Genomic DNA, 15,858 nt, shown 5'->3' on the forward strand with positions numbered 1-15,858 from the left:
GGGAGGAGGATCAGAGCAGGTCGCGGACGACGTCGAGTGCGTGCTGGAGGTCGTCGGGATAGGGCGAGCTGTACTCGACGTACTCCCCCGACTCCGGGTGGGTGAAGCCGAGCCGGGTGGCGTGCAGCCACTGCCGCGTCAGGCCGGTCTTCTTCGTGAGCGTCGGGTCGGCGCCGTACGTCGTGTCGCCGACGCACGGGTGGTGCGTGGCGCTCATGTGGACACGGATCTGGTGGGTGCGGCCGGTCTCCAGATGGATCTCGAGGAGGCTGGCGAAACGGTGGGCCTCGAGCGTCGCGTAGTGGGTGATGGAATGCCGGCCGTCGGCCCGGATGGTCATCTTGTAGTCGGCCTTGGGATGACGGCCGATGGGTGCGTCGATGGTGCCCTCGATCGGGTCGGGATGACCCTGGACGAGGGCGTGGTAGACCTTCGTCGGCGTGCGGTCGCGGAAGGCCTGCTTGAGGACGCTGTAGGCGTGCTCGGACTTCGCGATCACCATCAGGCCGGTGGTGCCGACGTCGAGACGCTGGACGATGCCCTCACGCTCCTTGGCACCGGAGGTGGAGATGCGGACGCCGGCGGCGCGCAGGTGGCCGACGACGGTCGGCCCGGTCCAGCCGGGCGAGGGGTGTACGGCGACACCGACCGGCTTGTCGATGACGACGATCGCGTCGTCCTCATGGACGATCCGGATGCCCTCGACGATCTCCTCGTGGACCTCGAGCGGATCGGCGAGGATCGGGATCGTCACGTCGAGCATCGCACCGGCATGCACGCGGTCGGACTTGCCGGACTGCTTGCCGTCCAGGTGAACCAACCCGTCCGCCGCGAGCTCGGCCGCGCGCGTCCGCGAGAGGCCGAAGAGCCGCGCGATCGCAGCGTCGACCCGCTCCCCCTCGAGTCCGTCGGGGACGAAGAGGGTGCGCTGCTCGCCGTTGGCCGCTGTCATGCCGTCGCCTTCGGCTCGAGCGTGCCGTCCAGCTTCACGCCCCGCATCGCCTGAATGACGATCAGGATCGCGGCGACGGTGATGCAGCAGTCGGCGATGTTGAAGATGGGCCAGTGCGGCAGCTCGAGGAAGTCCACGACATGACCCTTGAGCGGGCTCGGCTCGCGGAAGATCCTGTCCACCACGTTGCCGAGGATGCCGGCCTCGAGAAGGCCCAGCGCGAGTGCCCAGAGCGGGCTGCGGGCTTTGACCAGCGCGAACCACGCGACCACCAGCGCGGCAACGATGGCGATGCAGGAGAGCACCGCGGTCATGCCGGTTCCCGTACTGAACGCCGCACCCGGGTTGCGCGTGATGTGCAGCTGGAGCAGCGAGCCGATCAGGTGCTTGGGCTCACCCGGCGTCAGGTGCGCAACCGCGAGGGACTTGGTCAGCTGGTCGAGACCGAGTCCGAGGAGGGCTGCAGCGACCGGGACGGGCCACCGACTCCTGGAGGGGCTTACCGGCGCTCTTCTCGCTGCTTGCATGTCATGCACAGTGTGGCACGCGGGAAAGCCATGAGCCGCATCTTGCCGATGGGCTCCCCGCAGGACTCGCAGATGCCGTAGGAGCCGTCCTCGATGCGGATCAGGGCACGCTCGATCTGGGCGAGCTTGTCGCGCTCGGAGTTGACGACGCTGAGCTCCTGGTCGCGTTCGAAGCTCGTCGAGCCGACGTCGGCCTGGTCCTGGCCGGCACCGTCACCGCTGTCCTTCATCATGGCGGAGAGCTCGAGCTCCTGCGCCTCGAGGAGGCGCAGGGAATGGTCGCGCTGCTCGTTGAGCTCGTCGACGATCTCGGCCAGCTCCGCCTTGGTCCAGGCCTCCTCGCCCTCCTTGACCACCAGAGTTGCCGATGCGGATGTCACGGGAGCCTTCTTGACCACGGGAGAAGTGTGCCTTGTCGATGAGGGGGCTTTGGTTGCGGGGGTCTTCTTCGCCGGTGAGGGCTTGGTCACGCGGACCTTCTTCGCCGGCGCGGGAGCAGGGGCGGCCCTGGTCGCGGGAGCCGGCGCCTTCTTGGCGGGCGCGGCCTTCTTCGCGGGTGCGGCCTTCTTCGCCGGTGTGGCCTTCTTCGCGGGCGCGGCCTTCTTGGCGGGCGCCGCCTTCTTCGCCGGTGTGGCCTTCTTCGCCGGTGTGGCCTTCTTCGCCGGTGTGGCCTTCTTCGCGGGCGCGGCCTTCTTCGCGGGCGCCGCCTTCTTCGCCGGTGTGGCCTTCTTCGCCGGTGCGGCCTTCTTGGCAGGCGCGGCCTTCTTCGCGGGAGCGGAGGTCGCCTTGCGGCTGGTCAGCTTCTTGGCCGCCGAAACGGCCTTGGTGAGCGTGGGACGAGCCATCGTCTTCCTCCTGGGCAGCCGGCCCGCACCGTCGATCGGTACGTGAGCCGAGCCACAACGTGCGGGGAGACTAGCCCGGGGGCACAAGCCACTCAACGAGCCACACCGCAAACGCGGACAAAGAGCGGGCAAATGACCGATGGCCGCCCCGAAGAACGACATGCTTCTTCGGGACGGCCACCGGCCGACGTACTGCTGAGGGATCAGCCCCTCAGGATCACTCCTGCTCCTCGCCGAGGATGGAGCGGAGCCGCTTCGGGGCGGCCGGGCTCTCCTCGCCGGGCGCTGCGGCGGGCTCGGTGCCCATCGTGTTCAGCGCCTCGAGCTGCTGGGTGAAGTAGCCCTTGAGCCGCGAGCGGTACTCGCGCTCGAAGGAGCGCAGGTTCGCGACCTCGGCGTCGAGCTTCTCCTTCTCCTTCTCCAGGTCGCCGAAGAGCTGCGTACGGCGCTCGGCGGTCTCCTGGTCGAGCATCTGCGCCCGCTGGCGGGCGTCGGACTCAAGGCGGTCGGCCTTGGCCTTGGACTCGGACTCCAGTCGCTCGGCCTTGGTGCGGGCCTCGCCGATGATCTTGTCGGCGTCGTCCTTGGCGCCGTCGACGAGCTCGTCGGCGTTGCGCGTCGCGATCTCGAGCAGACGGGCGGCCGCGTTGGAGGCCTCCGGAACCGTCTCGACGCGGAGGGTCTGCTGAACCGGTGCGGCAGCGACAGGGGCCACGGCGGCCTCGGCCTTGCCCTGATCGCCGTTCGTGGTGGCAGGCGCGGCGGCGAGCTTGCTCTGCAGGTCGGCGATCTGCGCGCGGAGGTCGTCGTTCTCCTTGCGGAGAGGCGCAAGGTCGGACGTGGCTGCAGCAGGGACGCTTCCGTCACCCGTCTGGGCACCGGACACCTTGCTGCGCAGCTCCTCGTTCTCCTTGTTCAGGCGAGCGAGCTCCGCCTCGACCTCGTCGAGGAACTGGTCGACCTCGCCCATGTCGTAGCCCTCGCGGAGACGTACGGGCGTGAACCTCTTGTTGCTCACGTCCTCTGGCGTCAGCGGCATGACCCCACCTATTCGTTCTCTTCGTTACTGCCGGTCTTGGGAAGAAGCAGCCTGTCCTGCGCTGCCGTGTTGCTCTTGGTAATGCTGAGACGACACCATAGCGCGTGTCGAGAAGCATGCTCGCCGGCGCTTCGGAATCTCTCAGAGCAGGGCGCTCTCGACCACACGGAGTGCGATGTAGGCGGCCAGCAGCACGATCAGGAAGCTCAGGTCCAGCGCGATCGCACCCAGTCGCAACGGCGGGATCACCCGACGCAGCGCCTTGATGGGCGGGTCCGTGATCGTGTAGACGACCTCCAGTCCAACCAGGAGCGGACCCTTCGGCGTCCAGTGGCGGGCGAAGACCTGCACCCAGTCCACGATGAACCGGACCCAGAGCAACCCGATGAAGGCCCACAGGAGGACATAGAGGACCTCCCCGACGATGTGCATAAGGGTGAACTGTAGAGGGTCGCGCTAGGACTGGTTGAAGAAGCCGCCCTGGGCGATCCGAGCCTTCGCCTCCGCGGCGACCGTGACGTTGGGCGGCGAGAGCAGGAAGACCTTGCTCGTGACGCGCTCGATGTCGCCGCGCGTGGCGAAGATCAGGCCCGCGGCGAAGTCGACGAGACGCTTGGCGTCGGAGTCGTCCATCTCGTTGAGGTTCATGATCACCGGCACACCGTCGCGATAGTTCTCACCGATGGTGCGCGCGTCGTTGTAGGTCCGCGGCTGCACGGTGACGATCTTCGACAGCTCCACGTCGGGCACCACCTGCGGGCGACGCCGCTCGGAGATGTCGGCGACCGGGGCCGGGCGCGCAGCCTGGGGAGGGCGCTGGGACCAGTCGCCGGCGTCGTACGCCGGGACCTCGTCGGTGTAGTCGTCGTAACGACCGGTGTCCTCGAGCAGGCCGAGGTATTCACCGATCCTGCGCATCGCGCCGCTCATTGCATCTGACCTTCCGGTTGAACTTGGAGTTGACACTAAAGGACCGCCGGCCTCGAGCCGAGGACCGCGGACCCGACACGCACGTGTGTCGCGCCGGCTGCGATCGCCTGCTCGAGGTCGCCGCTCATCCCCGCCGAGAGCACGGTCGCGTCGGGGTGGTTCTGGAGGAACTGCTGTCGGATCCCGGCAAGCCTCTCGAAGGCGTCGCCCGGGTCCTCGCCGAGGGGTGCGACGGCCATGAGGCCTCGCAGGTTGAGGTGGTGCGCCGCCTCGCTGCGCTCGGCGAGCTGCTCGAGGTCCGCTTCGCTCGCTCCACTGCGCTCGCCTGCTCGGTCCGGTGGATCGAGGCTCACCTGCAGGAGTACGTCGACGACCCGGCCGGCCTCGCCGGCGCCACGATCCAGCGGGTTGATCAGCTTGGCCCGGTCGACGGACTCGACCACGCCGGCGTACGCAGCCACCGCGGCCGCCTTGTTGGACTGCAGGCCGCCGATGAAGTGCCAGGTGAGGTCGAGATCCGCACACTCGGCGGCCTTCGCCGCGGCCTCCTGGTGGCGGTTCTCCCCCACGTCGGCGACGCCGAGGTCGGCGAGGATCCGGACGTCGGAGGCCGGGAAGAACTTGGTGACGACGATGAGTCTCACGTCGCCCTCGGGACGACCTGCTGCGCGTTCCGCGTCGCGGATCCGCGCCCGGACCCGGTCGAGGTTGGCCGACAGCTCGGCTGCGCGTGGCGTGCTCGGCTCGGCCGTCATGCCGCGCTCCTCAGTCGGATGACTCCGGCGAGGCGACCCGCACCCTCACCGTCACGGCGGAAGGAGTAGAGGTCGGCGCGCTCGCGGGTGCACGCCGCAGCGTCGTCGACCACCTCGACACGGTCACGCCAGAGCTGGGCCCGGACGCCTGCGGCGACGTCGAGGGCGGGTGTGCCCCACGAGGTCGTCGAGGCCGAATCGGGCTCAACACAGCTGATCTCGGCCCGCATGTCCGCGGGCACCTCGTAGCAGTCGCCACAGATCGACGGGCCGATCCAGGCGGTGATGTCCGTGGCTCCGAGCGTGCGCATCCGTTCGACGGTCGCCGGCACCACGCCTGAGGCCATGCCCTTGCGGCCCGCATGGGCGGCACCGATCACGCCGGCCCTCTCGTCTGCGAGGAGGACCGGGACGCAGTCGGCGGCGCGGACCATGAGGACGACGTCCGGGTCGGTCGTCACCAGCGCGTCGGCCTGTGGCTTCGCACCGGGGATGGCGTCGACCACGGTGGCGCTGTGCACCTGGTAGAGGTCGGCGAGCTGGGCGCCCGGTGCGAAGTCGGCGAGCAGGAGCTCGTGGTTGCGTCGCTTCGACTCCTCCGCGTCGTCCCCGGAGACCGCGAGGTTCAGCGAGTCCCAGGGGGCAGCACTGACCCCGTCGAGCCTGTCCGTGAAGGCCAGGTCGACGGGGCCGGTGCTGGTGCGGAAGAGGTACACGGGAGCAGCGCGACTTACTTGAGGAAGTCGGGCACGTCCAGGTCGTCGTCGGCGAAGGTGACCGACGGCGCAGGCGTGGCCGGGGCGGCCGGCGTGTGGGTGGGGGCGGCCGGAGCGGCGACCGCGGCCTCCTGGCGGGCGGCGACGGCGGCCGCCACGGCGGCGCGGGTCTCCTCCTGCGTCTGGGCCTGCACCGGCGGACGGCGCAGGTTGGTGGCCTCGCCGATCTTCTTCGGCTCGCCGCCGTCGAAGCCCGCGGCGATGACGGTCACACGGACCTCGTCACCGAGAGCGTCGTCGATGGTGGCACCGAAGATGATGTTGGCGTCCGGGTGGACCGCCTCGGCGACGAGACCGGCAGCCTCGTTGATCTCCATCAGGCCGAGGTCCGAGCCCCCGGAGATGGAGAGCAGGACACCGTGGGCGCCGTCGATGCTCTCCTCGAGCAGCGGGCTCGAGACGGCCGACTGAGCCGCCTCGACCGTGCGGTTCTCGCCGCGGGCCGAGCCGATGCCCATGATCGCCGAGCCGGCGTTGGACATCACGGACTTCACGTCGGCGAAGTCGAGGTTGATCAGGCCCGGGGTGGTGATCAGGTCGGTGATGCCGGCGACACCCTGGAGGAGCACCTGGTCGGCCTGGCGGAAGGCGTCCATCACGCTGACGTTCCGGTCGGAGATCGAGAGCAGCCGGTCGTTCGGGATCACGATCAGCGTGTCGACCTCGGCACGCAGCCCGTCGATGCCGTCCTCGGCGGACTTCGAGCGGCGACGGCCCTCGAAGGCGAACGGGCGCGTGACGACACCGATGGTCAGGGCGCCGAGCGAGCGGGCCAGCTTCGCGACGACGGGAGCGCCGCCGGTGCCGGTGCCGCCACCCTCACCCGCGGTGACGAAGACCATGTCGGCCCCCTTGAGGACCTCCTCGATCTCCTCCGCGTGGTCCTCGGCCGCCTTCTTGCCGACCTCGGGGTTGGCGCCCGCACCCAGACCGCGAGTGAGCTCGCGACCGATGTCGAGCTTGACGTCGGCGTCGCTCATCAGCAGCGCCTGTGCGTCGGTGTTGATGGCGATGAACTCCACGCCCTTCAACCCGACCTCGATCATGCGGTTGACGGCGTTGACGCCGCCACCGCCGATGCCGACGACCTTGATGATCGCCAGGTAGTTCTGTGCTGCTCCCACGGTTCCGCCCCGTTTCGACTCTGGTGCCTCTTCGGTGACTTTCAACTGTGACCCTCAGCCTGAGGGTTATAGTTATGTCAACCTGCTGTTGTGAAAGACAGTAGGCAGCGCCGGGCCTGACGACGCGGCGACACGCAGGCAACCCCGGATTCGACGGCAGGAAAGCCCGGATTCGCGCTACTTGGTGGTGGGTTGTCCCGGGACGGAGACGTCGTAGACCTTCGCGGGGTGCTTGAGCAGCGCGGCGAGCACCTCGGCCTTCTGCTCGGAGTCGGCGCTGCTCCCCCACTGCACGGTCCGGTCCTTCGTGAGGGCCAGCGAGACCTCGTCCACCGTGGCGACCTCGACGTGGTCGGTGATCTTCGCGAGTTCCGGCGGCAGCGAGCGCACCACCTGGGCGGCCTCCCGCAGCGCCCGGGCGTCCGTGCCTGCCGGGCTGACGACCTTCGGCAGGTTGGCAGGCGCCTTCTTGTAGCTGAGGAAGACGACGCCGTCCTTGTCGAGACCGCGGAGCCGGCCGCCGAGGTCGATGACCGCGATCGGCGTGCGCTCCGTGACCGCGATGACGACCTGGTCGGGCCAGCGTCGCGTCACGGTCACCGACTCCACCGCCGCCAGCGCTGCGACCCGGTCGTGAACCTTGTCGAGGCCGACGGACACGAGGGGCGAGCCGGACTCGATCGCAGCCGCATCCCGGACGTCGCGCTGGCTGATCGCGGAGGTGCCGGTGACGACCACGGACTTCACCGCCAGCACCGAGGAGAACCACACCAGCCAGACCGCGACCGCGGCGACGGCGAGCACGCCGACGACGATGACCAGCGGCTTCCACTGCAACCAGCGGCGTCGCCACTGGCGCCTGCTGAACCTGCGTTGTGTGCGGAGGGTGCGACGAGCCTCGCGTCGCTCCGGGCGCGACGGCTTCTCAGCCACGCTGGGCCTTGAGCTCCTCGAGGACCATCGGCCCGACCTGGGTGATGGTGCCCGCGCCGAGGGTCAGCACGAGGTCGCCGGGTCGGGCACGACGTACGAGCTCCTCCGCCGCCTCGGCGAGGCCGGCGACCTGCGCCACACGCGCAGGCGGCAGGTCCACGGCACCCGCCACGAGCGCGCTGGTGACCTCGGGGTCGGGATCCTCGCGGGCGAGATAGATGTCGAGTACGACGACCTCGTCCGCCGCGCCCAGCGCGTGTCCCATGTCAGGGCCGAAGATGCGGGTGCGCGAGACGAGGTGTGGCTGGAAGGCGACGACGACGCGGCCGTCACCGGCGAGCGAGCGGGCGGCCTCGAGGTCGCCGGCGATCTCCGAGGGGTGGTGGGCGTAGGAGTCATAGATCCGGATCTCGCCGCCGTCGACGGGCACGGTGCCCTTGAGCTCCATCCGCCGGCGGGTGCCGCCGAAGGACTCCAGACCGCGCTTGAGATCGGCGAAGTCGTAGCCCATCCGCAGGCCGAGCGTCAGCGCCGCGAGTGCGTCGAGGACGTAGTGGCGGCCCGGGATCTGCAGCGTCACACGGCCGAGCTCGACGCCGAAGTCCCTGACGGTGAAGGAGGAGGTGGAGCCCTCGAGCACGACGTCGACGGCGCGTACGTCGGCGAGGTCGGTCGTGCCGACACCGACGAAGTGTCGTCCGAGGCTCGTGGCCACGGCCCTGAGGGCTGCTGCGCCCGGGTCGTCCACGCAGGCCACCAGGAGTCCGCCCTGGTCGGCCGGGTCGATCCGCTCGACGAACTCGGCGAACGCCTCGCGGTAGGCCTTCTCGGTCCCCCACGAGTCGAGGTGGTCGGCCTCGACATTGGTCACGATCGCGGCGTGCGGACGGTAGACGAGGAAGGCACCGTCGGACTCGTCGGCCTCGGCGACGAAGAGGTCGCCGCTGCCGTCGGCCGCGTTCGTGCCGGTGGTCGTGAGCTCGCCGCCGATCGCGTACGTCGGGTCGGCACCGGCGGCCTGGAGCGCGACGGCCAGCAGCGAGGTGGTGGTGGTCTTGCCGTGCGTTCCGGCGACGGCGAGGACCTTCCGGCCGGCCATGATGCTGGCGAGACCGGCAGAGCGCGGCCAGATCCGCAGTCCTGCCTGCTGTGCCGCGACGACCTCGACGTTGTCCTCGCGGACGGCGGTGGAGACGATCAGCGTGTCGGCCCCCGTGACGTTGCCGGCGTCGTGGCCGACGTGGACGGTGGCCCCCAGGTCGCGCAGGGTGTCGAGGATCGGCGCGTCGACACCGTCGCTGCCCGAGACGCGGATGCCGCGGGCCAGCATGATGCGGGCGATGGCGGAGAGGCCCGCGCCGCCGATGCCGACGAAGTGCACGTGGCCCAACTGGTGGGCGGGGAGGATGACCTCCGGGACGGGAACCCTCATCGCTTCATCCCCAGGATGATCCGGGCGAGCTGCTCGTCGGCGTCGCTCGGGATCAGGTGGCTCGCCGCGGCGCCCATCGCAGCAAGCTGCTCGGGCGAATGGAGGAGCGGCCCGACATGGGTCTTCACCCAGTCAGCGGTGAAGGCGGCGTTGTCGACCAGCAGCGCTCCCCCGGCCTCGACGACGGGTGCGGCGTTGCGGGCCTGCTCGCCGTTGCCGATGGCGAGCGGCACGAAGACCGCAGGTACGCCGGTGGCGGCCGCCTCCACGACGCTCGAGGCACCGGAACGGCAGACCATCAGGTCGGCCACGGCCAGGGCGAGGTCCATCCGGGTGACGAACTTCTCGGGGTGGTAGCCCTCCATGGTGAGCGCCGGCTCGTTCTTCGGCCCGATGACGTGGAGGATCTGGGCACCCTGCTCGATGAGGCTCGGAGCTGCCGCGGTGATCGCCTCGTTGATCCTCACAGCGCCCTGGCTGCCGCCGGTGACGACGAGGGTCGGCTTCGCCGGGTCGAGGCCGAACGCCGCGAGGCCTTCGGGCCGCGACGCCGCGCGATCCAACGTCGAGATCATGCGACGGATCGGCAGGCCGACGTACTGCGCTGCGGGGAGCGGCGTGCCGGGGAAGCTGACGGCGACGGCTCCGCGCTTCGCCGCGAAGCGGGCACCGATCTTGTTGGCCAGGCCCGGCAGGGCATTCTGCTCGTGGATGACGATCGGCAGCCTGCGCCGTCGCGCCGCGAAGTAGGCCGGCAGGGAGACGTAGCCGCCGAAACCGACGACGACCTCCGCACCGGTGCGGTCGATCACCTCACCGGCCGCCTTGACCGACCGACGGAGGTTCGCGGGGACGCGGAAGAGCTCGCCCGTGATCCGGCGCGGCAGGGGAACGGGCGGGATCAGCTCGAGCGGGTAGCCGGCCTCCGGCACGACACGGGTCTCGAGGCCACGTGCCGTGCCCAGGCACGTCACCTCGGTCTCGGGCGCGAGCCGGCGCAGGGCGTCCGCGGTCGCGAGCAGCGGAGAGGTGTGGCCGGCGGTGCCACCGCCGGCGAGCAGGACCTTCATGGTGATGCCGAATCTATCTAGCGGGTGACCGAGAGGCCGGCGGAGCGCTGCTTCCGACGCGCCGCGAGGGCACGGGCGGCCTCGGGCTCGCGTCGCGCGGCACCGATCATCAGGCCGAGGGCGACCAGCGACGGGACCAGCGCGGAGCCGCCGTACGACACGAGCGGGAGCGGGATGCCGATGACGGGGAGCACGGCGAGGACCATGCCGACATTGATGATCATCTGGCCGACGAGCCAGACCACGACGCCGAAGATGAGGTAGCGGACGAACGGCTGCGCGGTGTGGCGGGCGACGCGGATCGCGGCGAAGGCGATGACCAGGAAGAGCCCGATGACCAGCAGCGTGCCGATCAGGCCGAGCTCCTCGCCGAGGACGGCGAAGATGAAGTCGGTGTGGGCCTCGGGCAACTGGCCCCACTTCTGCTGCGAGGCGCCGATGCCCTCGCCGAACCATCCGCCGGAGCTGAGTGCGAAGAGGCCGTGGGCCTGCTGCCAGCCGGCACCCTGGAAGTCCTTGAACGGGTCGCCGAAGTTGGCGAGCCGGCTCACCCGGGTCGGGCTGACGGCCGCCAGGGTGCCGATTCCGACGGCGCCGAGGCCGGCGAAGATGCCGAAGGTCCGCAGCGGCATGCCGACGACCCAGAGGAGTCCCCCGGCGATGGCGGCGAAGACGAGCGCGGTGCCGAGGTCGTTTCCGGCCATGACGAGGCCGAAGGCGAGGAGCATGCCGGGCAGGAACGGCAGCAGCATGTGCTTCTGCGAGGCCAGCCGGCGCTCCTTGTTGGCGAAGATGTTGGCGCCCCAGATGACGATGGCGAGCTTGGCGATCTCGGACGGCTGGATCTGGAAGGGGCCGACGCCGAGCCAGTTCTGGTTTCCGTTGACCGCGTGTCCGGCGAAGATCGTCGCGCCGAGCAGTGCCAGCGAGAGACCGAAGGCGGGGTAGGCGAAGCCGCGGACCACCTTGAGCGGAAGACGAGTGGCGATCCACGCGGCCGGCAGGCCGATCGCGACCCAGATCAACTGGCGCTCGACGACCGAGTAGGAGTTGCCGAAGACCCGGAGGCTATAGACGCTCGACGCGCTCAGCACCATGATCAGGCCGATCGTCAGCAGCAGCGCGCTGGAGACCAGGAGGAGGTAGTAGTTGGTGAGCGGCCGGTCGAGTGCCTCCCCCAGCGCACGGAACCATGTGAGCCGGCGCAGGCCCTCGCCGAGCCGGGAGAGCTTCAGGGCCGGACGGACTGCGGTCTCGTCGCTGACGGTCGTCACCCGCTGGTCCCCCTGCTGCTCGTGCGCGCCTACTGCCCGGTGTGCTCCTTGACCGCCTGGGCGAAGGCATCGCCCCGGGCGGCGTAGTCACGGAACTGGTCCATCGAGGCGCATCCGGGCGCGAGCAACACGGTGTCACCGGGCTGAGCGAGCCGGGCAGCGGCCTCGACGACTGCCCGCATGACTGCCACACCAGTCTCATGCGTCCCAGCCTCGACGACCGGGACATCGGGCGCGTGTCGCGCAAGAGCGTCGGCGATCACGGCGCGGTCCTGCCCCGTGAGTACGACGGCCCGCAGCCTGTCCTTCACCGCCGGAACGAGCTCGTCGAAGTGAGCACCCTTCGCCAGGCCGCCGGCCACCCAGACGACCGGGTCGTAGGCGCGGAGGCTGGAGGTCGCCGCGTGGGGGTTGGTCGCCTTGGAGTCGTCCACCCACGTGATGCCGGCGTGCTGGGCGACGACCTCGATGCGGTGCCCTCCGGGCTTGAACGCACGCAGTCCGTCGCGGACGGCCTGGCGGCTCACGCCGTGGGCGCGGGCCAGCGCTGCTGCGGCCAGGGCGTTCGCCACGAAGTGGGGGGCGTCGGAGGCGAGGTCGGCGATCGTGCAGAGCTCGGCGGCGCTGCTCTGGCGCTCCTCGATGAACGCGCGGTCGACGAGGATGTCCTCGACGACGCCGAGCATGCCGACGCTCGGCATGCCGAGCGTGAAGCCGACCGCCCGGGCGCCCTCGACGACCTCGGCCTCCTCGACCAAGTGCTGCGTGACGGGGTCGGCGACGTTGTAGACGCAGGCCCGGCTGACGCCCTCGTAGATGCGGCCCTTGTCGCGTGCGTAACCGGCCATCCCGCCGAGCTGGTCGTACCAGTCGAGATGGTCCTCGGCGAGGTTGAGCACCGCGGCGCTCTCGGCCTGCATGGTCTGGGTGTAGTGCAGCTGGAAGCTGGAGAGCTCGACCGCGAAGACGTCGTGCGGGGTCGGGACCATGACCGCCTCGACGATCGGCAGGCCGACGTTGCCGACCGCGGCACTGCGCAGGCCGGCGGTGCGGAGGATGGTGTCGAGCATCTCCGTCGTCGTGGTCTTGCCGTTGGTGCCTGTGACGGCGAGCCACGGGGCCGGACGGCCGTCCGGGCCCGGGTCGCGCAGGCGCCAGGCGAGCTCGACCTCGCCCCAGACCGGGATGCCACGCTGTTGCGCCTGGACGATGAGGGCGGCGTCGGGGCGCCAGCCGGGACTGACGACCAACAGGCTCGTCTCTGCCGGGAGCTCCTGCGTCGCGCCCGGGTGGAGCCGGAGGTTGGCACCGAGGGATTCCAGGAGGGAAGCGCGCTCGCTCCGCTCGCTGCTTCCCTGGTCGGCCGGCTTCTCGTCGAGCGCCGTGACGTCGGCACCGAGGAAGAGCAGGTTGTCCGCCGCGGCGATGCCGGAGACGCCGAAGCCGGCGACGACGGCCTTCACGCCCTCCCAGGAGTCGTGGCGTCCGAGTGCCGCGGGGTCACGATGCGCGGCCATCAGCTACCGGTGACCCATTCACCGTAGAAGATGCCGACTCCGACCGCGACGCAGAGGCCGGTGATGATCCAGAAGCGGATCACCACGGTCACCTGCTCCCAGCCGAGCATCTCGAAGTGGTGGTGGATCGGCGCCATCTTGAAGAGCCGTCTGCCCGATCCGCCCCTCATCCTGCTGACCTTGAAGAATCCGACCTGGAGCATCACCGACAGGGTCTCGAGGACGAACAGTCCGCCGAGGACGACCAGCAAGAGCTCGGTGCGGCTCAGGACGGCGAAGCCGGCCAGGGCCGCGCCGAGCGCCAGCGAGCCGGTGTCACCCATGAAGATCCGGGCGGGCGAGGCGTTCCACCAGAGGAAGCCGATACAGGCGCCCGTGATGCAGGCGGCGATGACGGCGAGGTCGAGCGGGTCGCGCACGAGGTAGCACTTGGAGTCAGCGGTGTTCACCCGGCCACACGACTGGTTCGACTGCCAGATCGCGACGATCGTGTACGCCGCGAAGACCAACCCGCTCGCCCCTGTGGCGAGACCGTCGAGGCCGTCGGTGAGGTTCACCGCGTTGCTGAATCCGGTCACGAGGAACCAGATGATGATGACCACGACGACCGACGGCAGGGTCCAGCCCCAGTCGCGCAGGAACGAGATGTTGTGGCTCGCCGGATCACGGCCGCGGTCGTCGGCCAGCCTGTCCCAGAGCGCCAGTACGCCGAAGACCACGGCGACGAGCGTCTGGCCGATGAACTTGGCACGGGAACGCAGGCCGAGGTTGCGCTGACGGAAGATCTTGATGAAGTCGTCGAGGAAGCCGACCAGGGCCGTTCCGACGAAGAGGAAGAGCAGCAGGAGCGCACTCGCGCTCGGACCGATCCCGGTGGCGAGGCGCGCCGCGAAGTAGGCGATCACCGTGGCCAGCACGATGACCACACCGCCCATGGTCGGCGTACCGCGCTTGGACAGGTGGGTCGTCGGACCGTCCTCGCGGATCTCCTGGCCGTAGCCCAGCCGGGTGAACTGCGCGATGGCGACACGGGTCCCGAGAAGGGAGATGAGCAGGGCAAGGCCGCCACCCAGGAGGATCGCTCTCATGGTTCCCCCATCTTGTCAGGGAACTGTCCCCGAGCCCTACAGCGGCGTGCCGAGTCGGGCCCGCAGTGCGTCCCTCGCCACATCGCGGTCGTCGAAGGGGTGCACATCGCCGGCGATCTCCTGCCCGGTCTCGTGACCCTTCCCTGCGATGAGGACGATGTCGCCCGTCTGCGCGCTCTCGATGGCTGCGACGATGGCGGCACGACGGTCCCCGATGTCCTGTACGTCGGCACCGCCCCTGGACGCTCCGGCGAGGACCTCCGCGCGGATGGCCGCGGGGGCCTCGGTACGCGGGTTGTCGTCAGTGACGATGACGACGTCGCTCAGCCTGGCGGCGATCTCCCCCATGATCGGGCGCTTGCCCTGATCCCGGTCACCACCGGCGCCGATCACGGTGAGGATCCGCCCGGCGGTCAGCGGCCGCAGCGTGCGGATCGCGGCCTCGACCGCATCGGGCTTGTGAGCGTAGTCGACGACGACGGTGAAGTCCTGGCCCATGCTCACCCGCTCGAGTCGACCCGGAACACCCGCTGAGGTTCCGATGCCCGTCGCGACCTTCCGCGGGTCGAGCCCCGCCTCGGCGGCGGCCGCGATGGCGGCCAGGGTGTTGGCGACGTTGAAGTCACCCGGCAGCGGGCTACGTGCCTCGATCCGCTCGCCGTTGGGTCCGACGACCGTGAAGGTGGAGCCGTCGGCACCGAGCTCGATGTCGTGGGCCTCCCAGTCGGCCTCGCGGGTGTCGGGGAGCGTGGTGATGCTCGCGATCGGGATGCGCGCCTCGGAGGCAAGGCGACGGCCGTGCTCGTCGTCGATGTTGACCACGCCGCGTCGGGCGCGCTCGGGCGCGAAGAGGGAGGCCTTGGCGGCGTAGTAGTCGGCGACGTCCTTGTGGAAGTCCAGGTGGTCACGACCCAGGTTGAGGAAGACGGCGACATCGAAGACGACGCCGTCGACGCGACCGAGCACGAGGGCGTGGCTCGAGACCTCCATCGCACAGGCCTTCACCTTCTTCTCCCGCATCAGGGCGAAGAGCGCATGCAGGTCCGGCGCCTCGGGGGTCGTGAGCGAGGTCTTGAGGTCGCGGCCCGCGATTCGGGTTCCGACGGTGCCGATCACGCCGGCCGTCGTCCCGGACTTCTGCAGCCCAGCCTCGAGGAGGCGCGTGGTCGTGGTCTTGCCCTGGGTACCGGTGATACCGATCATCGTCAACGCTGTGGCCGGATGGCCGTAGACCGTCGCCGCGAGCTCTCCCAGCGCCGCGCGCGGGCTCTCGGCGACGAGGACCGGAACGCCGGCCAGCATCGGCGAGTTGGGCTTGATCCTCGCAGCGCCGACGTCGTCGGTGAGGACGGCGACCGCGCCCGCGTCGAGGGCGTCGAAGACGAACTCGATGCCGTGGACCCGGCTGCCGGGCAGTGCCGCATAGAGGTCCCCCGGCAGGAGCCGCTGGGAGCTCAGCGAGACACCGGTGACCGTCACGTCGGCATCGCCGACGAGTCGCATGTCGGGCCGGACGAGGTCACCGAGCCGGGTGCGCGGCGGCCGCTGCGGCCGGGTGGCGGCGACGGCGACTCGGTCCACGGCTGGCATGAACGG

The 15,858-nt window shown here is 69.9% G+C and carries 16 protein-coding genes; all 16 read right to left on the bottom strand.

Going from position 1 to position 15,858, the window contains the following annotated elements; all coding sequences use genetic code 11:
• Positions 1-10: 10 nt before the first annotated feature.
• The 16 genes from LH076_RS10330 to LH076_RS10405 all read right to left on the bottom strand — a co-directional run bounded on the left by LH076_RS10330 (position 11) and on the right by LH076_RS10405 (position 15,852).
• On the bottom strand, positions 11-952 hold the full coding sequence (locus LH076_RS10330) for an RluA family pseudouridine synthase (protein ID WP_227780614.1): 942 nt from the start codon (positions 950-952) through the stop codon (positions 11-13).
• Positions 949-1,479: a signal peptidase II gene (gene lspA / locus LH076_RS10335; RefSeq protein WP_227780615.1), complete on the bottom strand. Its 531-nt coding sequence runs from the start codon at positions 1,477-1,479 to the stop codon at positions 949-951. The genes LH076_RS10330 and lspA overlap by 4 nt, the downstream gene beginning before the upstream one ends.
• Positions 1,452-2,324 (bottom strand): TraR/DksA family transcriptional regulator, encoded by an 873-nt coding sequence (locus tag LH076_RS10340; RefSeq protein ID WP_227780616.1) that lies wholly within the window; start codon positions 2,322-2,324, stop codon positions 1,452-1,454. Before LH076_RS10340 ends, lspA begins: the two co-directional genes overlap by 28 nt.
• A 217-nt stretch (positions 2,325-2,541) precedes the next feature.
• Positions 2,542-3,363 (bottom strand): DivIVA domain-containing protein, encoded by an 822-nt coding sequence (locus LH076_RS16975; RefSeq protein WP_321573696.1) that lies wholly within the window; start codon positions 3,361-3,363, stop codon positions 2,542-2,544.
• Positions 3,364-3,504: 141 nt separating this feature from the next.
• Positions 3,505-3,795: a YggT family protein gene (locus LH076_RS10350; protein ID WP_227780617.1), complete on the bottom strand. Its 291-nt coding sequence runs from the start codon at positions 3,793-3,795 to the stop codon at positions 3,505-3,507.
• 24 nt (positions 3,796-3,819) lie between these two features.
• Complete coding sequence (locus LH076_RS10355) at positions 3,820-4,293, bottom strand: cell division protein SepF (RefSeq protein WP_227780618.1); 474 nt, start codon at positions 4,291-4,293, stop codon at positions 3,820-3,822.
• Between the two features lie 35 nt (positions 4,294-4,328).
• Positions 4,329-5,048: a YggS family pyridoxal phosphate-dependent enzyme gene (locus LH076_RS10360; protein WP_227780619.1), complete on the bottom strand. Its 720-nt coding sequence runs from the start codon at positions 5,046-5,048 to the stop codon at positions 4,329-4,331.
• The gene (pgeF, locus tag LH076_RS10365; protein ID WP_227780620.1) at positions 5,045-5,764 is read right to left on the bottom strand and encodes a peptidoglycan editing factor PgeF; all 720 of its coding nucleotides are present in this window, start codon (positions 5,762-5,764) and stop codon (positions 5,045-5,047) included. Before pgeF ends, LH076_RS10360 begins: the two co-directional genes overlap by 4 nt.
• A gap of 14 nt (positions 5,765-5,778) precedes the next feature.
• Positions 5,779-6,948, bottom strand: a complete 1,170-nt coding sequence (ftsZ, locus tag LH076_RS10370) for a cell division protein FtsZ (RefSeq protein ID WP_227780621.1) — start codon at positions 6,946-6,948, stop codon at positions 5,779-5,781.
• A gap of 177 nt (positions 6,949-7,125) precedes the next feature.
• On the bottom strand, positions 7,126-7,881 hold the full coding sequence (locus LH076_RS10375) for a cell division protein FtsQ/DivIB (protein WP_227780623.1): 756 nt from the start codon (positions 7,879-7,881) through the stop codon (positions 7,126-7,128).
• On the bottom strand, positions 7,874-9,313 hold the full coding sequence (murC, locus tag LH076_RS10380; RefSeq protein WP_227780624.1) for a UDP-N-acetylmuramate--L-alanine ligase: 1,440 nt from the start codon (positions 9,311-9,313) through the stop codon (positions 7,874-7,876). The genes LH076_RS10375 and murC overlap by 8 nt, the downstream gene beginning before the upstream one ends.
• Complete coding sequence (gene murG / locus LH076_RS10385) at positions 9,310-10,383, bottom strand: undecaprenyldiphospho-muramoylpentapeptide beta-N-acetylglucosaminyltransferase (RefSeq protein WP_227780625.1); 1,074 nt, start codon at positions 10,381-10,383, stop codon at positions 9,310-9,312. Before murG ends, murC begins: the two co-directional genes overlap by 4 nt.
• Positions 10,384-10,400: 17 nt before the next feature.
• Positions 10,401-11,657, bottom strand: coding sequence for a putative lipid II flippase FtsW (gene ftsW / locus LH076_RS10390; protein ID WP_227780626.1), 1,257 nt, complete (start codon positions 11,655-11,657; stop codon positions 10,401-10,403).
• 29 nt (positions 11,658-11,686) lie between these two features.
• The gene (gene murD, locus LH076_RS10395) at positions 11,687-13,174 is read right to left on the bottom strand and encodes a UDP-N-acetylmuramoyl-L-alanine--D-glutamate ligase (RefSeq protein WP_227780627.1); all 1,488 of its coding nucleotides are present in this window, start codon (positions 13,172-13,174) and stop codon (positions 11,687-11,689) included.
• Positions 13,174-14,262 carry a phospho-N-acetylmuramoyl-pentapeptide-transferase gene (mraY, locus tag LH076_RS10400; RefSeq protein ID WP_227780628.1) on the bottom strand — a complete coding sequence of 363 codons (1,089 nt, stop codon included), beginning with the start codon at positions 14,260-14,262 and terminating at the stop codon, positions 13,174-13,176. Before mraY ends, murD begins: the two co-directional genes overlap by 1 nt.
• A 36-nt stretch (positions 14,263-14,298) precedes the next feature.
• Complete coding sequence (locus LH076_RS10405; protein WP_227780629.1) at positions 14,299-15,852, bottom strand: UDP-N-acetylmuramoyl-L-alanyl-D-glutamate--2,6-diaminopimelate ligase; 1,554 nt, start codon at positions 15,850-15,852, stop codon at positions 14,299-14,301.
• Positions 15,853-15,858: the final 6 nt, after the last annotated feature.

The organism is Nocardioides sp. Kera G14 (assembly GCF_020715565.1).
Taxonomy (GTDB): Bacteria; Actinomycetota; Actinomycetes; order Propionibacteriales; family Nocardioidaceae; genus Nocardioides.